Origin of the sequence: Protofrankia sp. Cas3 (assembly GCF_963555955.1) — a bacterium.
Taxonomy (GTDB): Bacteria; Actinomycetota; Actinomycetes; order Frankiales; family Frankiaceae; genus Protofrankia.
In genome coordinates this window covers 1-25,267 of record NZ_CAUVXP010000011.1, presented here as the reverse complement: position 1 = coordinate 25,267, position 25,267 = coordinate 1, and the positions used below count along the sequence as shown (strand labels likewise).

The window sequence follows — 25,267 nt, the reverse complement described above, 5'->3', positions numbered from 1 at the left end:
TCGCGCAGGCGCAAGCCCTGACGTGGGCCCGGCTGGCGGTCGCCGTGGACCCGGTTGACACCGTTGAGTCCGGTGCGATGGCGTGGGTGCGGGTCGGGCGATGGCGGGAGTACCCGGCCGACGCCGTCGCGGTCCTGCGCTCCCGCGGCGGCGAGGACGACCAGGCCCGCGCGATCGAACCGTTCCAGCCGAGAACCGTCGAACAGACACAGGCACTGCTGGCGCGGGTTCAGGGCTGGTCGAGTCCGCGGGCGGTCATGCGCGGTCTCGACCTGGTGGGCCGGGATTTCACCTTCCGCCACGGCCGGATCACCGTCGCCACCGACTGCTACCGGGAACTGCTGGCAGTCGGTGAACGGGTCGGGTCAGTGGTCGCCAGGAGCGAGGCGTGCGCGCAGCTTGCCCTGCGCACGGCGCTCGCAGGTGACGTCGCCGCCGCGCACGGTCACCTGGAGCGGGCATTCGGACTGGTCGAGGGGCTGTGGTCCGGCCACCGGCGCCATCTGCTCGGGACCGTGTCCCACTCGGTGATTCTGGGATACGACGACACCTCGACGCGGCCCCGCCCCGCCGGGCTGACTCCGCGCGAGGTCGAGGTACTCGGACTGCTCCGGCCGGACGGACGAGCAAGGAGATCGCGGCCGATCTCGTCCTGTCGCTGCTCACGGTCAACCGCCACGTCGCGAACATCTACACGAAGATCGGCGCCCGAAACCGGGCCGAGGCCACCGCGTTCGCCATCGCACACGGTCTGAGCGCCAAACCGACCAACCGGACTACATAGTTCTCGGTAGCAGCCGGCCGCAGCGGTTCGAACCGAAGATGACGACAATTGTCGACGCTTGATAAGCGCACGCCTTCCTAAGGTCATCCCGACGGTGTTTCGAAAGACGAAACGGTGTTTCGAACGACGAAAGGGAGACCGATGGCAACCATGGAGATCAACGGAGTCGGTATCGCCTACGACGACAGCGGGGCTGGTGCACCGCCGATTCTGTTCGTCCACGGCTGGGGCGGGAACCGGACCAACTTCGCGCCGCAGGTAGCGCACTTCGCCACCAGCCACCGAGTGGTAGCGCTCGACCGGCGCGGCCACGGTGAGTCCGACAAACCCGAACAGGACTACACCGTCGAAGGCGCGGCCGACGACCTGGCCGCCGTATGTCGCGAACTGGGACTCGACCGCGCGATCGTCGTCCAGCACAGCTTCGACCGGATCGCCTTCGATTTCGCCAGCCGCTACCCCGAGTTCGTCCGAGGGTTGTGCGTTCTTGACGGTCCGACTCTCGCCGGCCCGGGATTCGACGAGGCCGCCCGCCAGTTCCTCACCGGCCTTGAGTCCGAGCACTGGCTGGCGGCGATCCGCGGCTTCGCCGACGAGTTGGTGTTCGCGCCGGGTACCTCCGACGATGTGCGGGAGCAGACGATCGCCGAGGTCACCGCCACCCCCGGGCACGTGCTGGTCTCGACCTGGCGGCACTTCATCGCCTACCCGTCCGAGGACGCCCTGGCCAAGATCACCTGCCCACTGCTGTACATAGCCGGCAGCTTCCCCGCCGACACCGAGCGGCTGCGTGAACTGTGCCCGCAGCTGGAGACGGCCGAGGTCCGCGGCTGCGGGCACTTGATCATGCTTGCCGACCCCGAGGTGGTGAACCGCATCCTGGCCGGCTTCGTGGCGCAAACCGACCCGCGACCATAGGAACCACCGGCCACCGGCCACCGGCGGCGGACGCGTCTGGTACCTGGTCAACCCGGACGGGACGTCGGCGGATGGCCGCGCAGTTCGCGCTCGAGCGTTTCGACCCGGTCGAGCAGGTCCAGCACGAGGCCGACGGCCGCGTAGTTCAGCGAAAGCCCGGCCCGCAGCCGTTGGATGCGACCGAGCGTGACCAGCGCGTCCGTGGTGAACCACAGCTGCCCACGGGCGTCACGCGTCGCGTCCAGCAGGCTCAGCGCGACGAACCGGCGGACCAGGTCCGGATGCAGGCCGGCTCGCCGCGCGAGCGCGTCCACGGTCAGTCGCTGGGAGCGCCGGGCGAGCGGGTAGCCCACCCGAACGGTTTCGGGCGCTGCCGGCCGGCGCTCCGGCCGCGGGTGGGCGTTCATGGTCACGTCCTCGGGGTGAAGGTCGACTCCGCGGCGAGTTGCTCGAACAGCTGGCGTTCAGTAGGGGTGAGGGTCGGGGGGACCATCACACGGACCTCGGCGTACAGGTCGCCGGTGCCCCCGTTGGGGTTGGGCATCCCCTCGCCCCGCAGGCGCAGCCGGCGCCCGCAGGACGAACCCGCAACGACCCGGACCTTCGCCTCGCCACGTGGGGTCGTGACCGCGACGCTCGCACCGAGCGCGGCCTCCCACGGCGTCACCGGCAACTCGACGTGGATGTCCCGGCCGGAGAGCCGGTAGCGGGGATGCGGCGCGATCCGCACCGCCAGGTACAGGTCGCCGGCCCGGCCGCCAGCCCTGCCCTGCCCACCCTGCCCGGCGAGCCGGATTCGCTGTCCGTCGACCACGCCGGGGGGAATCATGACCTGGTAGCTGCGCGGTCCGGCCGGCCCGGCAAGGGTGACGCGCCGCCGGCCACCGTGGAACGCCTCCTCCACGGTCAGTTCCAGTTCAGCTTCCTGATCGGCTCCGGGGATGGGGCCGGCCGCGCCGTGGGCGCCGAACAGGTCACCGACGAGATCCTCGAAGTCGATCCCGAACCCGTCGCCACCGACGCCCCCGCTGAAGCCCCCGTCACCACTGAAACCCCCGCCATCGAAGCCCTGCCCGGCGGCTGCCCCACCATCGCGTCGGGTCCGTCCGCGGCCGGCGCCGGCTCGCGCGCCTCGGCCCTGTGCGCCTCGGCCCTGTGCGCCCCGGCCGAAGCCCGCCGCGGCTGCCCGCTCGTCAAAGTCCGCCGGGATCTGGCGGAAGTCCGGCCCGAAGCGGTCGTAGCGCGCCCGGGTACCCGGGTCGGACAACACGCTGTAGGCCTCGTTGACCTCCTTGAACCGCTCCTCGGCGGCCGGATCGGCGTTCACGTCGGGATGGTAGGTGCGCGCGAGCTTGCGATAGGCCTGTTGGAGTTCCTCGGCGCCTGCACCGCGTGGCACGCCGAGCACCTCGTAGTAGTCGCGTGCCATGGCTGTCAGTCCTGCTGCCGTCCACTGACGGCGACGCCATCCTGCCGTCCACTGACGGCGACGCCATCCTGCCGTCCACTGACGGCGACGCCATCCTGCCGTCCACTGACGGCGACGCCATCCTGCCGTCCACTGACGGCGACGGCCTCCGGCCGCAGCTGCCGCTCGGCATCGCCATAGCCGGGACGCACCACATCCAGGACCGTTCCCGGCGGCGCGCCGGTGTTCTCGACTACGGCCACCACCTCGTGCCGGGCCGGGTCGAAGGGCACCCCCACCTCGTCGCGGCGTGGGTAACCGAGCCGGTCCAATACCTCCACGGCCTGATCGCGCACGGCCCGCACCCCCGCCACGATCACGCTCGGGTCGGCGTCGGCGTGGGCCAGCGCGCGTTCGAGGTTGTCGAGCACCGGCAGCCAGGCGGCCGTCGCGGTGCTGCGTTCGGCCGCCCGCTCCCGACGCAGCTCGCCTGCATACCGCTTGCGCATGTTGTCCAGATCGGCCAGTGCCCGGAGCAGATGGTCCTCCCGGTCGTCCAACGCCGACCGGTCATCGTCCGGCGCCGGATGGTCAGCCGGGCTGTCGCAGGCGTGCGCAGGCGGGTCGGTGGAGGTCATGGGCGCTCAGGCTCGCTTCGGTCGAAGTCCGCGTCGATGACGTCCTCGCCGCCTGCCGGACCACCAGCCGAGCCGCCGGTGGCGCCCGCCTGCCCGTCGGGTCGGGTCCTGGCGGCCATCAGGCCGTGATAGACCTGCTGAAGTTCGGATGTAAGCGGCCGGACCCGGTCGGGCGGTGCGTCCTGCCTGACGGCTTCACGCGCCTGGCCGACCAGCATCTCCGCCCGTGCCCGCTCGTGTTCGGCGGCGGTGTCCCCGAGCTCTCCCAGCCGGCGTTCGACCTGGTAGGCGACGGCGTCGAGCTCGTTGCGGGCGTCCACCGCCTGGCGCAGCGCCTGGTCCTGCGCGCGGTTGCGATCGGCCTCGGCCATCATCCGATCGATCTCGCCGCGGTCCAGATTGGAGCTCTCGGTGATGGTGATGCCCTGCTGGCCACCGGTGTCCTTGTCGCGGGCGGTGACGTTGAGGATGCCGTTGGCGTCGACATCCAAGGTGACCTCGACCTGCGGTTCGCCCCGTGGCGCCGGCCGGATGTTGTGCAGTTGGAAACGGCCGAGCACCCGGTTGTCGGCCGCGCGTTCCCGTTCGCCCTGGAGCACGACGACGTCGACCGCGGACTGGTTGTCCTCCGCGGTCGAGAACACCTCCGCGCGCCGCGCCGGGATCGTCGTGTTCCGATCGACGATCTTCGTCAGGACGCCGCCACGGGTCTCGACCCCCAACGACAGCGGTGTCACGTCGAGCAGCAGCACATCGGTGACCTCGCCCTTGAGCACCCCGGCCTGGATCGCGGCGCCCAGGGCCACGACCTCGTCCGGGTTGACGCTCATGTTCGGTTCCTTGCCGCCGGTCAACCTGCGCACCAGGGACTGCACGGCCGGCATCCGGGTCGCGCCGCCGACCAGGATGACCTCGTCGAGGTCGTCACCGGTCACCTTCGCGTCATCCATGGCCTGACGGACCGGCCCGAGACACCGACCGAGGAGGTCCGCGGTGATCTGCTCGAAGGTCGACCGCATGATCGTGGCGGTCAGGTGCCGCGGGCCGGCGGCGTCCGCGGTGACGAACGGAAGGTTGACCTGCGTCTGGGTCACCGAGCTGAGCTCCACCTTCGCCTTCTCCGCGGCCTCGAACAGCCGTTGCAGCGCCTGCGGGTCGTCGCGCAGGTCGATGCCCTGCTCGCGTCGGAAGTCGTCCGCAAGGTGGTCGACCAGCCTGCGGTCGAAGTCGTCGCCGCCCAGATGGGTGTCCCCGGCGGTCGAACGCACCTCGACCACACCGTCTCCGACATCGAGGATGCTCACGTCGAAGGTGCCGCCACCGAGGTCGAACACCATCACGGTCTCGTGCTGACGTTTGTCCAGCCCGTAGGCCAGCGCCGCCGCGGTCGGCTCGTTGATGATTCTCAGCACGCCGAGTCCGGCGATCTTTCCCGCGTCCCGGGTCGCGGTGCGCTGGGCGTCGTTGAAGTAGGCCGGGACGGTGATGACCGCCTCGGTGACCTTCTCGCCCAGGAACTTCCCGGCGTCGTCAGCGAGCTTGCGCAATATCATCGCGCTGATCTCTTCGGGGGCGGACAGCTTCCCCCGGACCGTGAAACGGGCGAGTCCGTCGGGGCCGGGCACGACGTCGAACGCGACCGCCGTCGCCTCGCTTGCCACCTCGTCGTGGCGGCGGCCGATGAAACGTTTGGCCGAGTAGATCGTGCCCTTGGGATTCAGGATCGCCTGCCGTCGCGCCAGCTGGCCGACCAGGCGTTCACCGGGTTCGGTGAACGCGACCACGGACGGGGTCGTGCGCGCACCCTCGGCGTTCGCAATGACCGTGGGTTCACCGCCCTCCCAGGCGGCGATCACTGAGTTGGTCGTTCCGAGGTCGATTCCGACGGCTTTGGCCATGGGTTGTTCCTCCGACGATCGCCGTGGTGGCGTTCGTCCACGTCTCGTCACCAGGACCACCGTCCGTGGGGAGCCGGACGGCGGCGCCCTTTGTGTCGTGTTGGCGGGGCACACGCGCAACCGCGCCAACCGGCTGTTCCGCCTCGTCACCTCCTTGCCCAGGCGCCTGCACGGTGTCCGGAGGTGCCTTGTGACTCCAGGCCTACCCGGCGCGTCCGGCATGCACCCGTCCCACCCGAAAATCCGCTCTGGCATTCCAGCTGCCAGGATGCTGATCACCCGGTCGGGTCGCGGTCTGGTCCGGCCACGTCGTCGAGGACGGGTCTACGACCCCAGGTGCTGACCAGCAGCGGCCCGAAGCAGACGGTGGTGCCGTCGTGCCAGAGCTGGTGGAAGGCGTCAATGTCCGCCTGAGTCACCAGCCCGTCGGCGAGCATGCCTGGGCCGAGCTGATCGACGAGGAGTTCCCACGTCCGGAGGCCATGCTCCGGGTCCGACTGGACCTGGATCGAGACAGCCTGGGTGCCGATGTCGACGAGGCCCGCGGCCTGGAACGCGCGGGGCAGTTTCCGACCGTAGTACGGGTCGTAGGAACGGTTGCTGAAGAACGTTTCGCAGGCTCTGACGACCCGCTGATGTACCTCGGCGGGTGGGTCGATGACGGACGCGGTGGACCAGTCGAGATCCTCTACCAGCACCCATCCACCCGGTCGGACGGCCGTGCTCATCGCCTGCAACACGTCGTCTCGGGTGCGGACGCTTTCAAGCAGCAGGCGGGCGTGGACGAGATCGAAGCGGTCCGCGGGGAGTGGGTCCACGGTGACGTCGGAGCGGCGGACCGAGATGTTGCCGCCGTCGAGCGGGTCGAGGAAGCGGGTGTCGGCGTCGATGGCGAGTACCTCGCCGGTTGGACCGACACGGTCGGCGTACAGTTCCACAATGCTGCCGGTCCCGGCACCGAGGTCCAGGCAGCGCCAGCCCGTTGTCAGCCCGAGTCTCTCACTCAGTTCCAGGGTACCGGCGTCGTAGAGCTCTGTGATGCTACCGAGCCGTTCCCGCTCGGCATGCCATGCGTTGTCGAGAACATAGCTGGTCCGCAGGGGCTCGGTGCCGGTTATTGCGGGTGTTCGCCCATTCATGGCCGTGGTGACCTTTCTGTTGGCGGACCAGGTTTTTCGGGGTCGCCGGGCGTGCGAGGAGAATCATGATCGCACGCCTTTTGGCTGGCTAGTTGATCTTTCGTTCCCGGTGCTGCCAGAACTGGTCGCGTAGTATGCGACGAAGAACTTTTCCGCTCGGGTTTCGTGGTAGCTGGTCGATGAGGGCGTAACTGGTGGGGATCTTGAAATCCGCGATGATTCCCTTGAGGAAGAGCATGAGCTCGCGTGGACTCACGTATTGGCCTGGCTGTGGCACGACAAACGCGTGGACGGCTTCGCCCCAGCGGTCGTCGGGTATCCCGACGACCGCCGCCTCAAATACGCCGGTGTGACCGGCCAGAGCGTTTTCTATCTCCGCCGGGTAAATATTCTCGCCAGCGACGATGATGGTGTCATTTATCCGGTCGCAGATGAACAGAAAGCCGTCCTCGTCCAGGTATCCGGCGTCCCCGGTGTGAATCCAGCCGTCGACGAGCGTATCCGCTGTGGCATCTGGTAGGCCCCAGTACTCGAGCATGCGTGCAGGCGTTCGGATGCAGATCTCACCGACGGTGTGGACCGACAGAGGTCTTCTTCTGTCGTCGACAATCTTAAGGTCGATGCCTGGACACGGGCGGCCCGCGGCCTTCATACGCGGGCCACCGACGACATGTTCGTCCGGTGACAGGAATACCGCGGCCATGCCGCATTCGGTGAGACCGTAGATCTGGGTGAACTCGCAGCCGATCGTCGCTAGACACTGTTGGAGCAGTTTCTCCGTGATGGGGGAACTCCCGTACGCCACCTTGCGCAGGGTCGTGAAGTCGGCGTGGCTCACTCCGGGCTCGGCGAGCATCATCTGCAACATTGCCGGTACCAGGCACGTGGTGGTGATCCCGTGCTTCCGGATGAGGTCGATGGCGTCCCGGCTGACGAACATGGGTGTCACCACGTTGGTGATGCCGGCGCTGAAGCCCTGAATGGCCCACCAAAGACCGCCGACGTGAAAACCGGGCACGCTGATCAGATTCACATCGCCGAGCTGCCAGTCGACCCAGTCGAGGTTGTGCTCAGCAAGCCTGTCGCGGATCGTGAAGAAGCTGCGATGGGCGAGTACGACCCCCTTGGGCCGACCCGTCGTACCGCTCGTGTAGACCTGCACGAGGGGATCTTCGGGCGCCGGATTCGTGTCGAGGTCGGTGTCGGGATGCTCCGCCTTCCAGACCAGGAAACCCGCACCAACGGCGTCCGGTTGGTCGAGCAGGACTAACGTTGGGGGTTCAGGAAGCTCGGTACCGACCTTTTCTGCCATGCCGAGGAACTCCGCTCCCACGAACAGCACTTCAGCACCGGAGTCGCGCAGGATGTGGGCGATTTCGCCGGCGGTCAGGCGCCAGTTGAGGGGTACCAGCGTCGTTCCGCTCTTGGCGCAGCCGAACAGGATGTCGAAAAAGTGCTCCGAATCCTTACCGAGGTGGGCGACGCGCGGCTGGTGCCTGTGGCTGTGGCTGTTGCCACGGGCGTGGGCGTGCAGCGCATGCGCCGTGCGGTTGCTCTCGCGGTGCAGCTGGCCGTAGGTGACGGCGTGGCCTTCGCAGATGATGGCGGTGTGTTCCGGTTGCCGCCGCCCGTGGAAGGCCGCCGTGTCGGCGAGCGTTCGGATGCTTGGATGGTAGATCGCACTGGGCATCGGGCGGACTCCTCAGTTCTCGAACGGTTCTCAGCTGTTTTCTGGTTTACAGATATTTCGGAGGTTCACAGCCGGTCCGGACCGCACCAGATCAAGCATGTCTATTCCGAGGCATTTGTGTGGAGTTTGCCGGTGATCGGCAGCCAGTACCGCGACCGGTCAAAGGCGTAGCTGGGCAAGGTTGTTCTGCATCGCTCGTGGCCGCGGTGGTATTCGGCCCAGGACACTGACACGCCCGCGGTGTACAGTTCCGCCATCGACTCGTGGAGCACACTGCCGCTTGCGTCTGCCGGGCGTAAACTGGCGAGCCAGCGGTGGGCGGAGACCGCCACGGACTGCCGGCACAGATCGATCGGTGTCGAGGGCGGGCCGACCTCGATGAACACATGCCGGCCACGTCTTTCGATGGTGCGCAGGCCAGCCGCGAAACCGCTCGGCTCGCCGGAATTACGGGCCCAGTATTCGGCTGTGCGGATTTCGGCGGGATCAGCCACTGCACCGGTCTGACTTGAGACAAGAGTCAGGTCCGATTCGCGGAAACCGATGTCGGCGACGGCCTCGCGGAACATGTTGACCTGCGGCGCACTGACTTGCGGTGCACTGAGCTGGCCCAGGGCCGCGATCAGGCTGACCGAGTCGGACAGCGAAAACAGACCTGCGATCGCGGCGGCGGCGATCTCGCCGATGCCGAAGCCGACTACCGTATCGGGCCGGATACCCCAGCTGATCCACATCTTCGCGGCGGAGTACTCCAGCGCGAACAGCGCAGACCGGGTGTCGCCGGCATCGTCGGGTCCGTCGGGATTTTCGATTTTACCCAGGAGTAGGTCGCGGACGGACCGGTTCAGGTGGGGGGTGAACAACCGGTCGCAGTCGTCGAGGTGCCCACGGAAGACCGGGGAGCGCTCGTAGAGCGACCGCCCCAGCCCTGCGCAGGCGGTGGTCTGCCCGGTGAACACCAGCGCGATCCCAGGCCGGTCGCCCGCGTCCCCGCGCGGCGCCTGGCGAAACCGGGCCGACGTCTGCTCAAGGAGGGATGTCAGCTCATCGCGGTCGTGAACCACACCCGCGAGGCGGACGCCGAAGTGGGCCCGAGCGATGTTGCTCGTGTAGCACAGGTCGCCTATGGACAGGTCGGGATGATCCTCCACGTGCCGTTGGTACTTCCCGACCAGCATGCTCAGGGCCTGCTCGCTCTTTGCGGACAGGGTGAACACATGGGCGTCGCTGTCGTTCTCCTCGCAGGTGGGGATGGTCCCCGCAGGAGCCTGCTCGATGACGGCTGTGGCGATGGTTCCGGCGAATCCGTAAGAGTTGATCAAAGCGCGCCGGGTGAGCGCTTCCCACGGGCGTTGCTGTGTCGGCACCTCGATCGGATAGCTGTCCCAGGGGATCTGCCGCGAGGGGGTCTGCAGGTGCAGGTGCGGATAGATCACGGCATCACGTACCTGAAGGGCGACCTTAACGACTGCTCCGATGCCAGCCGCCGCCTCCATATGACCGATGTTCGGCTTGAGAGTGCCAACCACGACGGGGGCAACCGCGCTGTGGGACTCCGCGAACACGGTACCGATCGCGGCGATCTCGACCAGATCTCCCAACGGCGTTCCCAGCGCATGAGCTTCGACGTACTGGATGTCGCCGGGTTCAAGCAGCGCGCTGGTGAGGGCCGCGCGCATGAGGGCAGCGCGGGCTGCATCGTCGGGAACGGTGAAGGCGCCGCTGCCGCCGTTCTGCCGCACCGCCGTACCTCGGATGAGGGCGAGGACCGTGTCATCGTCACGCGTGGCGTCCGACAGACGTTTGAGCACGATCATCCCGCAACCCTCGCTGCGGGCGTAGCCGTCCGCGGCGTCGTCGAAGGTCTTCGACCGCCCGTCCGGGGCGAGCAGCTTGGCTTGCGAAAAAAGGATATGGGCCCGGGGGTGGTGGATGAGGTTCACCCCGCCGCACAGGGCGATCCCACACTCCCCACGCCGCAGGCCCTCGACGGCGAGATGCAGCGCCACCAGTGACGACGAGCAGGCCGTGTCAACCGCGATGCTGGGACCGTGCCATCCCAGGAAGCACGACAGTCGGCCGGGTAGTGCGCTGTGTGCGGTGCCCGTGGCGATGGGTGCAGCCAGCTCCTCGTAACCGAGCGAGTCGACCTCCAGCGCGTAGTCTCCGGCGCTGACCCCCACGTACACACCACCATCGCCGTTGCGTAGCGGAGTGGGATCGATGCCGGCGTTCTCCAGCGCTTCCCATGCGGTTTCCAGCACCAGCCGGTGCTGCGGATCGATGTACTGAGCCTCAGCCGGCGAGATATCGAAGAACTCCGGATCGAACTGGTCGATTCCGTCCAGGAAACCGCCGCCGACGGTAGTTATTCTGCCTCTGACGTCGGTGCTATCGGTGCCTGCGTCGGTGGTGGCGAAGAAAGTGCTGTCCCAACGATCGGCGGGAATCGGCCCGATACCAGAGTGTCCGGCCTGAAGAAAATGCGTGAAATCAGCCAGGCTGTCATTACCGCCGGGGAAGCGCAGACCTACGCCAACGATCGCGATCGGCTCGTACTTTTCCAGGAGCAGCTGTCTGATGAGCAGCTCCTGCTGGCTGATGGTCGCTCTCGCCTGCGTGAGTTCCTCATGGCTGGGATGGGATACACCCGACATCGTCGTCCCTCCTGTCGTCCGGGCCCGAGCAGGTCTGTTCGCGCGGTCGTGGGCCGGGTCCGGGTCCGAACGGTTCGCGGTCAGATCCCGTACAGGTCCTTGAGGAGCTCGTCGACAAGAGGCTTGTGGCCCGCCGTTGCAGCCGGCTGCTCGACCGGTTTTTCCCGCCCCCCGGGAACCGCAAAAAGCTCCAGGAGAGCCTCCTGGGTGAGGAGGTCAATCAGGTGTCGCACGGTCGGGCTGCGCAGCAGTGCGGACGTGTCGATCTCGCATCCCAGTGTGGCCTCAAGGCGTTGTTTGACGTCAATGACCCGCAGCGAGGTGAGGCCGAGGTCGAAATAGTTCTGGTCCAGCGGAAGATCGTCCTGTTCGGCCATCAGCAGGGTGACTTTGAACTCCGCTGTCACCATGGCTTCCAGTGCTGCCCGGCGTTCGGATCGCGGCAGCGCCCGCAACGCTGTGACGGCGGGCGTGGGTGCAATCATCGGGGTCCTCGTTTCAGTTCGACGTTCCGCCATCGAGTCGCTATTATGTCACCGCCGGTAATCGGGGTCCTTGCGTTCGATCAGGCGTTGCATGGCTTCGAAGACCTCCCTCGCGCCACCACCACTGTCCTGCACGGCACGCATGCCGGCGGACGAGCGCCTGTGCGCCTGTGCGGTCACGGCTGTGAGGGTCTGCCCGGAACTCTGCGCGGCGAGCTGGATCTCGCAGGCACGCTGCAGCAGCCACAGTCGGAGAAAGGCGTCCGGAATCGTCCGGCCGGTGGTCAGCAGGCCATGGTTCCGCAATATCATGATGTTCTTGTCAGCGAGATTCTTCACCAGGCGCCCGCACTCGTCCGGATATACGGTGACACCCTCGAAGTCGTGGTAGGCGAGCTGGCCGGCCAACTGGGCGGAGTAGAAGTTGTCCGGGCTCAGCCCGTCGCGAAGACAGGCCACCGCGCTGCCGGCGGTGGTGTGGGTGTGCATCACGCAGTGGGCATCCGGGCGGCTTGAGTGTATTGCCGTGTGAATGATGACGCCGGCTGGGTTCACCGGCCAGTCTCCTGGTTCCACGACCTTGCCGTCGAGGTCGATCCTGACCAGGTTGGATGCCGTGACCTCATGGTAGAGGAGCCCGAAAGGGTTGATGAGCAAGTGGTTTTCCGGACCGGGGAGGCGGACCGTCACATGATTGAAAATCATCTCAGTCCACCCAAGGTGGTCGAAGATCCGATAGCAGGCCGCCAGCTGTACCCGTAGTTCCCGCTCGGTGGGGTCGATTCCATGGGGGCGGGTGCCGGCATCGGTTTTGCCGGGCGGTCCGATGCTCATTGTTCCACCTTCCGCTGAAGCATCCTGTCGGGCGACCCGAGCTGACCGGGCGCGCATGACGCTACTGCGGCCAGAACCCGGTCGTTGATTTCTCCTTCCGCTATGGTGATCCGAACTCCTTCGTCGGGGAAGATCCGGACGGTGATGCCGACCGATGCGAGCGTCTGTCCGATCCGGGTGGCGTAGGCCCCGGCATCCAGCCAAACGAAGTTGGCCTGACTGGGCCATACGGTCCAGCCTTGTCGGCGCAGCCCATCGGTGAGCCGTATCCGTTCACGCCGGACCACGGCGCAGTGTCGGCGCAGCCATTCGTGTTCGTTCAGGGCTGCCAGCGCGGCCGCCTGCGCGGGTGCGTTGACCCGATAGGGAAAGGATGTGGACCGCAGCTTCTCAGCCAGCGCCGGGGTTGACACGGAGAAGGCGACGCGCAGGCCGGCCAGGGCGTAGGACTTCGAAAATGTGCGCAACGCGACAACATTGTCGTGGTGGCGAAGAAGATCAAGACCATCCTGAATACGGTCGGGGTCCGCGAAGTCACGGTATGCCTCGTCAAGGACGATTGTGACCGTCGCCGGTACCCGTTCGAGCAGCCACTCGATCTCACCTTTCTCGACGATGGTCCCGGTCGGGTTGTTCGGGTTACTCAAGATGATCATCCGGGTCGCGTCGTTGCAGGAGCCGGCCAGGGCTGCCAGATCGCATCGCCCGTCCGGGCGCAATGGCAGTGCAATCGAGGTGGCGGGCGCGTTGTCCGCGAGCAGCGGGTATGCCTCGAAGGAACGCCAAGGATAAACCACCTCGCCGCCGGCCGCCAGCAGGCGAATCAGGTCCTGCAGAATTCCGATCGACCCGGCACCGACGAATACGTGGTCGGCCGCCACGCCGAGCTGGGAAGCTATTGCGGCGACGAGGGTCTCGGAGAATGGTTCGGGATACCGGTGGGGAGTCTGCCCGGTGCGAAGGAAGGCATCGAGGACGGCGGCCGGGGGTGGGATCGAACTTTCGTTCAGCGCGAGCCTGACCGGCGGTTCAGTCGGCGCGTTCTCGCAGCGGGTCTTGGTTGTCAGCGGCTGCGGCTTTACCGGGTCGGTGCTTGTCGTCATGATTGCCCTACCTTTCTCGGTGGCCACCGTTTTTCAATATCCGTGCTCGTAATCGACGACGTTCACCATGTCTTCGATGTTCACCCAGCGGTGGAACTGCCGGACGAACATCGCTTCGAACCGGGTGCGGCTGTGCGGCGAGCGCCAGGTGTGATGCGGGAGAATCAGGACGTTGGGCCGGCGCCACAATGGGTGGTCGACGGGTAACGGCTCAGGTCTATGGCCGTCGAGCACCGCTCCACCGAGGAGGCCGGCGTCAAGTCGGGAGATCAGCGCTGCGGAGTCGACGACTGCGCCGCGGGAGATGCTGATGAGCCAGCTGTGGGACGGCAGCAGGGCGAGTTCCCGTTTACCGATCATTCCGTCGGTCCGTTTGGTCAATGGGAGGGTGCAGATCAGGAAGTCCGATTCAGCGAGCAGGTCCGGCCAGGATGCGTCGGAAATGACTCGCTCGACTCCGGGAACCGGATCTGGTCGTGGCCGGCGGGTGACCGCGGTAAGGCGGAGCCCGAAGGGATCCAGTAGCCGCGCGGCTTCGACGCCGATCGACCCGAGTCCGAGCATCAACGCCCGCCGGCCGACGAGGTCTACGGGAATGATGCTGGTGTCCCAGACCGCCCTGGCTGACCGGTCGACGAAGTCGAGGAGACCTTTGCTTGCGGTGAGCAGGGCAAGCACGATCCATTCGGCGATGGGGCGGGAGTTCGCGCCCACCGCGTTGGTCAGCAGGATCCCCCTGGCGGCCAGTTCGTCCAGCGGGAGATCCTCTACGCCTGTGTAGTCCGAATGGATCCAGCGCAGGCCGGGGGAGCCGTCCAACAGCGCACGGAACCACTCCAGTCGAGGTTCGCCGGTGCGCCAGGCGATCTCAGGTCTGCTGGTAGCGTCAGTACAGGGTAAAGTCTCGATCCGGATATCCGACGGGAGGTCACCGCGCCGGACCATATGCAGCAGCGAGCTTTGCCCGATGGTTGACGTGGTAATGGATGTCATATGAGACACCTGCCATGATGAATGGCCATGACCGAGAGTAGTTCCTTCCGCTGGCGACTGCCCCCCCGGCGTGGCGACTTCGGGAAACAGAATCAGTATTGGATACCCGCGGTCGTGGAGACAGAATGAATTTGTAGTGGTATCGGGAATACCAGATTGCCGGGTACCAGGAACCGGCGTCGCCTGGTGCGTGGGGTACCGGCGGCCGGCCCACGGCAGTCATATCGGCAGGGCATTCGAAGATAGATCTTCCGCTACCGGCGTTCGGGTTATTTCCGGGTCGCGCTACGTGTCACATGTGGACTCGCGTCGGTCTCGTGGTAGCTCTACGAGATGCGTTCAGTCGCCTGGCTTGCGGTGTATCGACGTGTACGGTGCGAAACGTGTCCGGCTACGGGAATGCCCCGCGCGCTGGGCTGCGAGCCGCGTCAGGGAGCGAGCCAGCCGTGGGTGCAGAGGTGATCGAGGATGGTCTGCACGGCGTCCTGGGAGGATGTCTGCGTGGTGTCGATGACGATCTCGGCATCCGCGGGTTCCTCGTAGGGGTCGGATACGCCGGTGAAGGTCGGGATGATGCCGGCGCGGGCCTTTGCGTACAGGCCCTTGCGGTCGCGGGCCTCGCAGATCTCCAGCGGGGTGGCCACATGGACCAGGACGAACCCACCTCCGCTGTCCTCGACCATCGTCCTGACCTGGTGGCGGACCGCGTCGTAGGGGGCGATCGGCGCGCATACCGCGGTGCCGCCGGCGGCCGTCACAGCCGCGGCGACAAAGCCGATCCGCGCAACGTTGGTGTTGCGGTCCTCGCGGGAGAAGCCGAGCCCCTTGGACAGGTGTAGTCGGACGACGTCGCCGTCGAGCAGCGTCACCCGGCGGTCACCGCGCTCCAACAGTCGGCAGACGAGCAGCCCGGCCACGGTCGACTTGCCCGATCCCGACAGACCGGTGAACATCACGGTGAGCCCCCGCTCGGCCCGCGGTGGCTGTGCGCGGACGAGTTCGGCGGCGACCGCGGGCGGTGTGAGCACCGGCGGCAGCCGTGTTCCGCGCTCAAGGAGCAGTCCCAGGGCGCTTGCCCCCGGTGCGCTCGGCGCCGGTCCGACGATGACCGAACCGAGCCCGTAGGCGACCGCGACCTGTGCCCGGTGGATGACTTCCGCGGCCAGGGCAGGCTCGGTCTCTCGATCGTCGGTCTCCCGGTGGCCGGCGGGCTGGTGATTCGTTATCTGATTGTCACTTACCTGATTGTCGCTTACCGGGTCACCGGTGGTGGTCCCGACCCGGATCGTGGTGTCGGGGCCGAGGTCGACCGCCTCGGTCAGCCGCGGCATCGCCCGGACGGGCACCAGGGCGAGCATGGCCCGAACGTCGATCAGCGTGGCGAGCGCCGCCCGCAGGCACCGCACCCGCAGGTGGTGGCGCGCATCCGCGGGATCCGCCCCACCGACCGGAGCGAGGACCACGACGGTGTTCCCATCGGCGGTGAGGGCTTCGATGCGGTCCAGGTCCGCGGTATGGAGCAGGCCGTCGACCCACAGCGCGGTGGGCGCCGGGTCAGTTGGCGTGCACCACCCGCGTCCGAGCAGCTCCGCCTGCAACGACGCGGGGGTGAACCGCAGCTCGGGGTAGTCGGGGTGATCGGGCAGCTGTAGTCCCTCGACGACGCCCGACAGCGCCGACCCGGCCATCTCGGTCACTCGCAGAGCGGCGATCATCACGCCTTCGGAGTCCCGCAGCGCAACTGTTACTCCAGGGCGCGGCTTCTCGGTGCTCTCGCTGGTCAGCGCATGGGCGTCACCGATGTCGACCGTGTGCCGCGGCATGCGCACCGGGCCGTCGTAGCCATCCTCGGTCACACCCGGGCCGTGGCGGCTCGGGCACCCGCCGGACAGCAGGAGCTCAAGGTCGGCAAGCTGCGCGGCCGTCAGCGTCAGTGACGGCCAGTGCAGCGACGCCTCGGTCAGTTCCGTTGCGCGGGTCTCGTCGACCAGCAGCGCGGTCCTCTCCCGGATGGTGGGCACACCCTGACCGTAGCCGTTGAGGTCCGTCCTGCCACGGCGACGGGCTGGCGACCGGGCTGGCGGCGGGCGCAGGTGGGCATGGCCGTCGAGCCGCTTCGCTGTCCTGGGCGCCGGTCCCTCGGCTACGTTGGGCTGATATCCACCGGCGTTCTGCCGGCGTTGTCATCTATCGGTGTTGTCTACTGGGCTCGACGGGGGGACTGCGCGTGCCTGTCACGGGCTACGAACTCACCCATCTGCAGATGCTCGAGGCGGAGGCGGTCCACATCTTTCGGGAGGTGGTGGCCGAGTTCGAGCGTCCCGCGCTGCTGTTCTCCGGCGGCAAGGACTCGATCGTCATGCTCCGGGTCGCCCAGAAGGCGTTCTGGCCGGCAAAGCTGCCGTTTCCGCTGGTCCACATCGACACCGGCCACAACTTCAGCGAGGTGATGGAGTTCCGGGACGCCCGGGTGGCGCAGCTGGGCGCCCGCCTCGTCGTCGGATCCGTCCAGGATGCGATCGATGCCGGAGCGATCACCGAAGACACCCGGCCGGGCGCGTCCCGCAACCAGCTGCAGACGCCGGTGCTGTTGGACACCATCGAGGCGAACAGGTTCGACGCGGTGTTCGGCGGGGCCCGCCGCGACGAGGAGAAGGCCCGGGCCAAGGAGCGCGTGTACTCCTTCCGGGACGAGTTCGGCCAGTGGGACCCGAAGAACCAGCGTCCCGAGCTGTGGTCGCTCTACAACGGCCGACACCGCCCGGGCGAGCACATCCGGGTCTTCCCGCTGTCGAACTGGACGGAGCTCGACATCTGGCGCTACATCGCGCAGGAGAGCCTGGAGATTCCGTCGATCTACTACGCGCATACCCGTGAGGTGGTCGAACGGGACGGGATGCTGCTGGCGGTGACTGCCCTGATGCCGCCACTGGAAGGGGAGCGGGCCGTTGCGCGTCAGGTGCGTTACCGCACGGTGGGGGACATGTCCTGCACCGGTGCGATCGCGTCGACCGCGGCGACGATCGACGAGGTGATCGCGGAGGTGGCGGTCAGCAGGATCACCGAACGCGGCGCGACCCGCGCCGACGACCGGGTCAGCGAGGCTGCCATGGAGGACCGCAAACGGGAGGGCTACTTCTGATGGAGGGGCTGTTCTGATGGGGGAGCTGCTGCGGGTCGCCACCGCCGGTTCTGTCGACGACGGCAAGTCCACACTGATCGGACGGCTGCTTTTCGACACCAAGTCGCTGTTCACCGACCAGCTGGCAGCGGTGGAGCGCACCAGCCGCGAGCGGGGCGATGCCTACGTCGACCTGGCGCTGCTCACCGACGGGCTGCGAGCCGAGCGGGAACAGGGCATCACGATCGACGTCGCATACCGGTACTTCGCCACGCCGAAGCGGTCGTTCATCCTCGCCGACACCCCTGGGCACGTTCAGTACACCCGCAACATGGTCACCGGGGCGTCCACCGCCGATCTGGCACTGTTGCTGGTGGATGCGCGTAAGGGCGTGCTGCAACAGACCCGGCGGCACGCCTTTCTGGCCTCACTGCTGCGCGTCCCACACCTGGTACTGTGCGTGAACAAGATGGACCTCGTCGGGTTCGACGAGGATGTGTTCGAAAAGATCAAAAGTGAGTTTCGGGGGTTCGCCGCCAAGCTCGAGATCGTCGACGTCGCGACGATCCCGGTGTCGGCGCTCGGTGGGGACAACATCGTGTCCCGCTCGCCGAGCACACCCTGGTACGAGGGCACCTCGTTGCTGCACCACCTGGAGGAGCTGCACATCGCCTCCGACCGCAACCTCATCGACGTGCGCTTCCCGGTGCAGTGGGTGGTCCGGCCGCGATCGGACGACCTGCACGACTACCGCGGTTATGCCGGCCAGGTCGCCGGTGGCATTCTCAAGCCCGGGGATGACGTGATCGTCCTGCCGTCCGGTCTGTCCTCGCGGATAGCGGCCATCGACACCTTTGACGGACCGGTCGCCGAAGCCTTCCCGCCGATGTCGGTGACAGTCCGCCTTGAAGATGATCTTGATGTCTCCCGCGGGGACATGCTCGCCCGACCGGCGAACCAGCCAACGGTCGGCCAGGACATCGACATGATGGTGTGCTGGATGGCGGATGCGCCGCTGCGGGCCAGGTCCAGGCTCGGGATCAAGCACACGACCCGGTCTGTGCGCAGCGTGCTGAAGAACATCGCCTACCGGGTCGACGTCGACACGCTGCACCGCGACGAGAGCGTGTCGGAGCTGCGGCTCAACGACATCGGCCGGGTGACGGTGCGGACCACGACACCGCTGTGCTTCGATCCGTACCGGCGGAACCGGACGACCGGGAGCGTCATTCTCGTCGACGAGGTGACCGGGTCCACGGTCGCCGCCGGCATGATTCTCTAGCGTCTGTCCCGGCCGGGGCCGGAGGCCGGAGCTTCGGCGACGCCGATGATTCAGCGACGCAGATAGCGCAGGAACAGGCTGCCGTCGTCCTCGAGAACGTGACCGAGCGTCATCGTGACGGGCTTCGGCCAGCGGTGGCCGCCGACGATCCGGGCGTGGTCGGGGCCGGCGAGCAACGGGGCAAGTGTCAGGCACAGCTCATCGAGAAGGTCTGCTCCTGCGAGGGACGCGTGTAGCGATGGTCCGCCTTCGCACAGCACGCGTCCCAGTCCCCGCCCGGCGAGCACATGTAGTGCCGTCGCGAGATCCACTGTCTCGTCGCCGCAGACCAGCATGTCGGCGACGGCCGCAAGGTCGCGGTACCGGTCAGCCGGCGCGGCCCGGCAGGTGAGCACGAGCGGACGCACGTCCGCGCTGAACAGCCGGGCGGACGGGTCGAGCCGCAGGCTGCCGGAGACAACCGCCACCGGCGGGATCGGGGCCTGCCCGGCCGCGAGTCGTCGGTCGCGGCGTTCCGGCGGAACAACGACCGGCCCGTAGTCCTCGGCGACCGCGGTGCCGGCACCGACGAGGACGACGTCGGCAAGCCAGCGCAGCATGCGAAAGACCCGGCGGTCGGCACTGCCGCCGAGGCCGCCGGAACGACCGTCCACCTCGGCGGCGCCGTCGAGGGACGAGACGAAGTTCGATCGCACATGCACCCCGCCGACGGCGACCGGTGGCAGGCCGTAGAAGGCATCCAGGTCGACGTCATCAGGGGACGGGAAATGGCGCACTCGCCGGACTCTATTCGGCGCAGACTCTATTCGACATTCGACCCGCTGCCGGCTGATCGCTCGTAGCGTGGGCTGTCGCATATCACGGTGGCCAGCGTGAAACGGTGTGAGTTACCTCGCGTGGTACTTCTCGGGGCGTCATCGACCGATGGTGTATCCGTAGGGTGAAAACATGCCGGAGCGCCTGGTTGACCGCCATCCCGAGGTACGTCCGGACGATCTGGTCGCGGCCCTTGTTCCGCCGCCACGGTTCAATGACGTCCGCTTCGTGACCTACCGGCCGGATCCCGGCGAGCCGAGCCAGGTCGGTGCCGTTGCGGCGCTGGGCCGGTTCGCCGACCGGGTCGCCTCGGGTGGGACCCGGGCCCGGGGTTCGGCCGGCGCCGGCGGCCGTGGCCTGCTCCGGTTCGGACGTCGTGATCTGAGCCGCCGGGACGGGGGCCGCCGGGACGGGGGCCGCCGAGATGGAGGCCGCCGGGATGACGCCGGTGGCGGGTCGGACGCGGGGGGTACGCGTCCGGGGGTCTATCTCGACGGCGGGTTCGGGGTCGGCAAGACCCACCTGCTCGCGTCGCTGTGGCACGCGGTGCCGGGCCCCAAGGCCTACGGGACGTTCGTGGAGATCACTTCGCTGGTCGGCGCGCTGGGGTTCGCCCGGACCGTGGACGCCCTGTCCGGCCTACGGCTGCTGGCGATCGACGAGTTCGAGCTGGACGACCCCGGGGACACGGTGCTCGTCTCCACGTTGCTGACCAGGCTCGCCGAGGCGGGCGTGCACCTGGCCGCGACCAGCAACACCCAGCCGGAGGACCTCGGTGCCGGCCGCTTCGGCGCGGATGACTTCCTGCGCGAGATCCAGGGGCTGTCGTCGCGGTTCGACATCCTGCGGATCTCCGGCGAGGACTTTCGCCACCGCGGCCTGCCCAAGCCGCCCGCGCCCCGCAGCGACGACGAGGTGCGTCGGCGTGCCGCGGTGACCCCCGGTGCCAGCGAGGACGGCTTCGCCGAACTGTGCGCCCACCTCGGCCAGTTGCACCCGTCCCGCTACGGCGCGCTCGTCGACGATATCGCCCTGTTCTGCCTGCATGGCGTCACCGCGGTGTCCGACCAGGCGATGGCGCTGCGGCTCGTCGTCCTCGCCGATCGTCTCTACGACCGGTCGATCCCGGTCGTGGCGTCCGGCCAGCCCTTCAGCGAGCTGTTCTCGGCGGAGATGCTGGCTGGGCCGCATCGCAAGAAGTTCCAGCGCGCGATTTCGCGGTTGTCGGCGTTGGCCCGCGACGGCGGGTCCGACGACCTGGCCGTCTGGGAAGGCAGCGCCAAGGCGTCATAGCCCGTTTGGGGCCGCCGGCCGCGCGAGGAGATCCATGATCGCGCGGCCTTTGGCCGGGTAGCCCGTTTGGGGCCGCCGGCCGCGCGAGGAGATCCATGATCGCGCGGCCTTTGGCCGGGTAGCCCGTTTGCCGGTGCCGGTGCCGCTGGATGATCCGGCGGCTGACCGGACCGCGAGATGTGCAGCGCTGGCCCGGACGGGATACTGACGGGGTGCGGTGCCGGTGACCCCGAGGTGTCGTGGGTGGCTGGTATCGGACGTTCGCCGTGTCGAGTTCGGCCTGAAAGGACGGTTGTACGTATGACGACCTATGTTGTGCTGCTGGTCGTCGTGCTACTGATAGCCGTGGGCATTCTCGGCCTGCTGTATGCCGTGCTGTCCCGAACCGAACGCCGCGACCGTCGGCGTTGACCCGGTCGGCTCACCGCAGGCCGGCTCACCGCAGGCCGGCTCACAGCAGGCCGGCTCACAGCAGGCGGGCGATCACCACTGATTCCCCGTCGAGCTCGATACGGCCCGGCATGTAGGTGAACCCGCTGGTGGACGCGGCCGGCACGTCAAACGGCACGCCCTCGACCGGTACCGGTTGGCGCCGTGGTGCGAGGTTGCACACGACCGCGACCTGGCCGCGGCGCAGTACGAACCAGCGGGCGTCCTCGTCGAAGCTGGCGCGTACGCAGGACAGGTCCGGGTTGGTGAGGTCGGGCAGGGTTCGGCGCAGGGTGGTCAGGCGTCGGTACCACTTCAGCAGACCGGCGTGGCGCGCCGTCCGCAGTTCCGCCCAGTCCAGTTTGGAGCGAACGAATGTCGCCTCGTCCTGTGGGTCGGGGATCTCGTCGGGCCCCCAGCCGTGCGCGGCGAACTCGCCCCGGCGACCCTTGCGGACGGCGTCGGCCAGCCCCGGCGCGGTGTGGTCACTGAAGAACTGCCACGGTGTGCTCGCCCCCCATTCCTCACCCATGAACAACATCGGCGTGAACGGTGAGGTCAACAGGAGCGCGGCGCCTACCCGCAGCAGCCCTGCGCTGAGCGTCTGCCCGGCACGGTCACCGATTGCCCGGTTGCCGACCTGGTCGTGGTCCTGCAGGAACGTCACGAACCGATGCGCCGGGATGTGGTTGGGCACCGGTCGGCCGTGGGAGCGCCCGCGGAACGCCGAGTACGTCCCGTCGTGGACGAACGCGCGTTCCATCGCCTTGGCCAGGGTCGCGAGACTGCCGAAGTCGCTGTAGTAGCCCTGGCGCTCACCCGACAGTGCCGCCCACATGGCATGGTGCACGTCGTCGCACCACTGCGCGTCCAAGCCGAGCCCACCGGCATCGCGGGTGGTCACCAGCCGCGGGTCGTTGAGGTCGGATTCGGCGATCACGAACAGCGGCCGCCGCTGCTGGGCGGCGAGCCGGTGCACCGCGATGGTGATCTCCTCAAGGAGGTGGACGGCCCGGCCGTCGGCAAAGGCATGCACAGCGTCCAGCCGCAGGCCGTCGCAGTGGTAGTGGCGTAGCCAGCCCAGTGCGTTGTCGACGATGAACGCCCGGATCTCGTCGGAGCCGGCGGCATCAAGGTTGACAGCCGGTCCCCAGGGGGTGATGCGGGAGTCGGTGAAATAGGGGCCGAACCGGGCGAGGTAGTTCCCGTCGGGCCCGAGATGGTTGTAGACAACGTCCATGATCACACCGATGCCCCGGCTGTGGGCGGCGTCGACGAACCGCTTGAGCCCGTCCGAACCGCCGTAGGGCTCGTGGACGGCGAACAGACCCACGCCGTCGTAGCCCCAGCCGTGGCGGCCCGCGAAGGCGTTGACGGGCAGCAGCTCGACGGCATCGACGCCGAGCGCCACCAGGTGGTCGAGCCGTTCGATGGCGGCGTCGAAGGTGCCGGCCGGGGTGAACGTGCCGATGTGCAGCTCGTAGAGGACGCTCCCGGCCAGCGTCAGCCCTCGCCAGGCACTGTCCGTCCAGCTGAACAGGGCGTGGTCGACGAGCCGGGAGCGACCGTGGACGCCCTGGGGCTGATCGGCGGAGCGCGGGTCCGGCAGTTCGTCGACCTCGCCGTCGATCAGGTAGGCGTACTCGGTGCCGTGGCCCGCAACGGGCACGTTCACCCACCACCAACCGCCGTCGTCGGTCAGCATCTCGTGGACGGTTTCGTCGCCACCAGTATCGGTGATCACACCTACCGTCTTCGCCTCTGGCACCCAGACGCGGAAAGTGCTCATCGGTACTGTCTACCCGTTGTGGAATGCGTGAGCATCTGTGATCCCGATTTCACGGCGCTGTTACCGGTGCGGCGTCGGACACGCCACCCGCGGTTGTCCCGGGGAGGGGGTTCGTCGCTTGTAGGAATGCGTGCAGCCTGCTCTGCCTCTGCCCATGTTTCAGGGCATCACAGCTGGGTCCGTCCCGCACAGCGTTTCGGCTGATTTTCGGCTGAGTCACGACCCGGCCGCGGCACGACGTGAAGCTGGTCGGCACGACGCGATGGCTGGTCAGGGGGTGCGCACCAGGAGGCTGACGGGGAAGTCGCGCAGCAGCCGCAGGACGTAGGCGACGCCGCCGTCGTGCCGGCGGCCGGTGAACAGGTCCGTCCAGCGGCCGTCGGGCAGCGGGAGGGTGGTGTCCCGCCAGCCGCCACCGCGGCGCAGTCCCAGCACCAGCCGGGGCGCCACCGCGACCACCGATCCGGAGCGGACGAACGCGAGCACATGCTCGGCAGCCGAACCCGACGCCCACAACGGCCGGTAGGTCGCCTCCGTGCCGAACCACTGCGGTTGTTCCCGTCGCAGCCGTAACGCGCGGGCGACGACCAGCAGTTTCGCCGCGCCGGTGTCGTCGAGCGCGGGTGGTTTGCGGGCTCCGGCATCAGGCCCCAGTTCGGTCAGGAGCTTCGCCCGCTCGCCGAAGTTGACCGGCCGCCGGTTGTCCGGGTCGACCAGGGAGGCGTCCCACAGTTCCTGGCCCTGGTAGATGTCGGGCACACCGGGGCAGACCAGCTGGAGAAGCTTCTGGGCGACGGAGTTCTGGCGGCCGAGCTCCACCAGGGTGGCGACGTAGGTCTCCAGGGTGGCCACGTAGTCCCGGTCGTCCAGGACAGCGTCGACGTAGTTCACCAGCGCGGACTCGTAGCCGAGGTTCGGGTCGGTCCAGCAGGTGTGCACCTTGGCCTCGCGGACGGCCTTGAGCAGGTAGTCCCGGACCCGCTGCGCCGGCAGCGGCCACGCGCCGACGAGCGTCTGCGCCAGCAGGTAGCCGGCTTGCCGGTCCGGCCAGCCCCGTTCGGTGTCGGTATGGCGCTCACCCAGAGCGATCAGGCGTTGCGCCACCTCGCCCCAGCCGTGCGGGTCCTCGGTCAGTACTACGAGCCTGGCACGCACATCCTCCGACCGCTTGGTGTCGTGCGTGGACAGGGTCGTCATCGTCAGCGGCCAGGTCCGTTGGATGGTCGCGTTGGCCTCATGGAACTCGTGCACCGCGCTGTGCGGATGCCCGGCGGGAAAGGCGGGGAAGTCGCCGGGGGCGCCGCCGACCTCGTTGAGGGCGACCATCCGGCCGTACCGGTAGAAGGCGGTGTCCTCGATGCCCTTGGCCATGACGGGCCCGGTCGTCTGCTGGAAGCGCACCACGAACTCGGGCGGACCGGCCAGCGCCAGGTTCTCGATGAGATCGATCTCGCCCGACCGTCGCGGCAGGGATTCCCGGGCCCGCTCACACGCTCCGACCACGTGAGCGCGGGCGTCCAGGGTTGCGGCCCCGCCCGGCCAGATGTAGGCGCGGTAGACCGCGAAGGCGGCCAGCACCTCGGCGAGCGCCTCGCGAAGACCGACGCGGGTCAGGTCCGCGCGACGCTGCCGCGCCTGCGTCAGTGCGAGTGCGACGAGCCGGTCCAGCTCGGGCCGTAGGACGTCCGCGACCGCGGCCAGTTTTGCCTCGCGGGCGAGCGCTGCGAAGTCGGGGGAGGCGCCGGTTATCTCGGCGTACAGCTTGGTGAAGGGCCTGGCCGCCGCTGGATCGACGAACAGCCGGGTGACCCGGTTCAGCGTGTCGTAGCCGGTGGTACCCGCGCACGCCCAGGTGTCGGGTAGTGCCTCACCCGGCTCGAGGATCTTCTCCACGACCGTCCACACGCCGTCGGTGGCCTCGGACAGTCTGCGCAGGTACTCCTCGGGATCGGCCAGACCGTCGGGATGATCGATCCGCAGGCCGTCGACG

Annotated in this window: 20 protein-coding genes; 5 read left to right on the top strand and 15 right to left on the bottom strand. The window is 67.8% G+C overall.

The features are described from left to right. Positions 1–481: 481 nt before the first annotated feature. Together U9983_RS04015 and U9983_RS04010 are read left to right on the top strand one after the other, a co-directional pair. On the top strand, positions 482–784 hold the full coding sequence (locus U9983_RS04015) for a helix-turn-helix transcriptional regulator (protein ID WP_322752739.1): 303 nt from the start codon (positions 482–484) through the stop codon (positions 782–784). A 141-nt stretch (positions 785–925) separates the two neighbouring features. After that, a complete protein-coding gene (locus U9983_RS04010; RefSeq protein ID WP_322752717.1) occupies positions 926–1,702 on the top strand; it encodes an alpha/beta hydrolase in 777 nt (258 codons plus the stop codon). 47 nt (positions 1,703–1,749) lie between these two features. Here the strand turns inward: U9983_RS04010 and U9983_RS04005 are convergent, their stop codons facing one another. The 12 genes from U9983_RS04005 to cysC form a co-directional block, all read right to left on the bottom strand. Then, on the bottom strand, positions 1,750–2,109 hold the full coding sequence (locus U9983_RS04005) for a chaperone modulator CbpM (RefSeq protein ID WP_322749605.1): 360 nt from the start codon (positions 2,107–2,109) through the stop codon (positions 1,750–1,752). 2 nt (positions 2,110–2,111) lie between these two features. Further along, positions 2,112–3,131 carry a DnaJ C-terminal domain-containing protein gene (locus U9983_RS04000; RefSeq protein ID WP_322752716.1) on the bottom strand — a complete coding sequence of 340 codons (1,020 nt, stop codon included), beginning with the start codon at positions 3,129–3,131 and terminating at the stop codon, positions 2,112–2,114. 5 nt (positions 3,132–3,136) lie between these two features. After that, complete coding sequence (locus U9983_RS03995) at positions 3,137–3,748, bottom strand: nucleotide exchange factor GrpE (RefSeq protein ID WP_322752715.1); 612 nt, start codon at positions 3,746–3,748, stop codon at positions 3,137–3,139. Continuing rightward, complete coding sequence (gene dnaK / locus U9983_RS03990; RefSeq protein WP_322752714.1) at positions 3,745–5,646, bottom strand: molecular chaperone DnaK; 1,902 nt, start codon at positions 5,644–5,646, stop codon at positions 3,745–3,747. Before dnaK ends, U9983_RS03995 begins: the two co-directional genes overlap by 4 nt. Positions 5,647–5,921: 275 nt before the next feature. Continuing rightward, positions 5,922–6,785 carry a methyltransferase domain-containing protein gene (locus U9983_RS03985; protein WP_322752713.1) on the bottom strand — a complete coding sequence of 288 codons (864 nt, stop codon included), beginning with the start codon at positions 6,783–6,785 and terminating at the stop codon, positions 5,922–5,924. Positions 6,786–6,873: 88 nt separating this feature from the next. Next, the gene (locus U9983_RS03980; RefSeq protein ID WP_322752712.1) at positions 6,874–8,475 is read right to left on the bottom strand and encodes a long-chain-fatty-acid--CoA ligase; all 1,602 of its coding nucleotides are present in this window, start codon (positions 8,473–8,475) and stop codon (positions 6,874–6,876) included. Between the two features lie 101 nt (positions 8,476–8,576). Then, positions 8,577–11,132 (bottom strand): type I polyketide synthase, encoded by a 2,556-nt coding sequence (locus U9983_RS03975; protein ID WP_322752711.1) that lies wholly within the window; start codon positions 11,130–11,132, stop codon positions 8,577–8,579. Between the two features lie 80 nt (positions 11,133–11,212). After that, positions 11,213–11,617 (bottom strand): acyl carrier protein, encoded by a 405-nt coding sequence (locus U9983_RS03970; RefSeq protein WP_322752710.1) that lies wholly within the window; start codon positions 11,615–11,617, stop codon positions 11,213–11,215. A 48-nt stretch (positions 11,618–11,665) separates the two neighbouring features. Beyond that, positions 11,666–12,451 carry a class II aldolase/adducin family protein gene (locus tag U9983_RS03965; protein WP_322752709.1) on the bottom strand — a complete coding sequence of 262 codons (786 nt, stop codon included), beginning with the start codon at positions 12,449–12,451 and terminating at the stop codon, positions 11,666–11,668. Further along, positions 12,448–13,554, bottom strand: a complete 1,107-nt coding sequence (locus U9983_RS03960) for an aminotransferase class I/II-fold pyridoxal phosphate-dependent enzyme (protein WP_322752708.1) — start codon at positions 13,552–13,554, stop codon at positions 12,448–12,450. The genes U9983_RS03965 and U9983_RS03960 overlap by 4 nt, the downstream gene beginning before the upstream one ends. Before the next feature lie 33 nt (positions 13,555–13,587). Next, positions 13,588–14,547, bottom strand: a complete 960-nt coding sequence (locus tag U9983_RS03955) for a D-2-hydroxyacid dehydrogenase (protein WP_322752707.1) — start codon at positions 14,545–14,547, stop codon at positions 13,588–13,590. A 428-nt stretch (positions 14,548–14,975) separates the two neighbouring features. Next, positions 14,976–16,568, bottom strand: a complete 1,593-nt coding sequence (gene cysC / locus U9983_RS03950; protein ID WP_322752706.1) for an adenylyl-sulfate kinase — start codon at positions 16,566–16,568, stop codon at positions 14,976–14,978. 206 nt (positions 16,569–16,774) lie between these two features. Between cysC and cysD the strand changes: the two genes are divergently transcribed. Beyond that, positions 16,775–17,689 (top strand): sulfate adenylyltransferase subunit CysD, encoded by a 915-nt coding sequence (gene cysD / locus U9983_RS03945; RefSeq protein WP_322752705.1) that lies wholly within the window; start codon positions 16,775–16,777, stop codon positions 17,687–17,689. 16 nt (positions 17,690–17,705) lie between these two features. Continuing rightward, positions 17,706–18,950: a sulfate adenylyltransferase subunit 1 gene (locus U9983_RS03940; RefSeq protein WP_322752704.1), complete on the top strand. Its 1,245-nt coding sequence runs from the start codon at positions 17,706–17,708 to the stop codon at positions 18,948–18,950. A 50-nt stretch (positions 18,951–19,000) separates the two neighbouring features. Here U9983_RS03940 and U9983_RS03935 read toward each other — a convergent pair whose 3' ends face one another. Further along, on the bottom strand, positions 19,001–19,726 hold the full coding sequence (locus U9983_RS03935) for a pyrimidine reductase family protein (protein ID WP_322752703.1): 726 nt from the start codon (positions 19,724–19,726) through the stop codon (positions 19,001–19,003). A gap of 172 nt (positions 19,727–19,898) precedes the next feature. On the opposite strand from U9983_RS03935, the gene zapE reads away from it, so the two are divergent. Further along, the gene (gene zapE, locus U9983_RS03930; protein ID WP_322752702.1) at positions 19,899–21,059 is read left to right on the top strand and encodes a cell division protein ZapE; all 1,161 of its coding nucleotides are present in this window, start codon (positions 19,899–19,901) and stop codon (positions 21,057–21,059) included. A gap of 466 nt (positions 21,060–21,525) precedes the next feature. Here the strand turns inward: zapE and treZ are convergent, their stop codons facing one another. Further along, on the bottom strand, positions 21,526–23,277 hold the full coding sequence (gene treZ / locus U9983_RS03925) for a malto-oligosyltrehalose trehalohydrolase (RefSeq protein ID WP_322752701.1): 1,752 nt from the start codon (positions 23,275–23,277) through the stop codon (positions 21,526–21,528). A 270-nt stretch (positions 23,278–23,547) separates the two neighbouring features. Then, positions 23,548–25,267 (bottom strand): malto-oligosyltrehalose synthase (gene treY, locus U9983_RS03920; protein ID WP_322752700.1); only part of this gene is annotated, 1,720 nt, incomplete at its 5' end.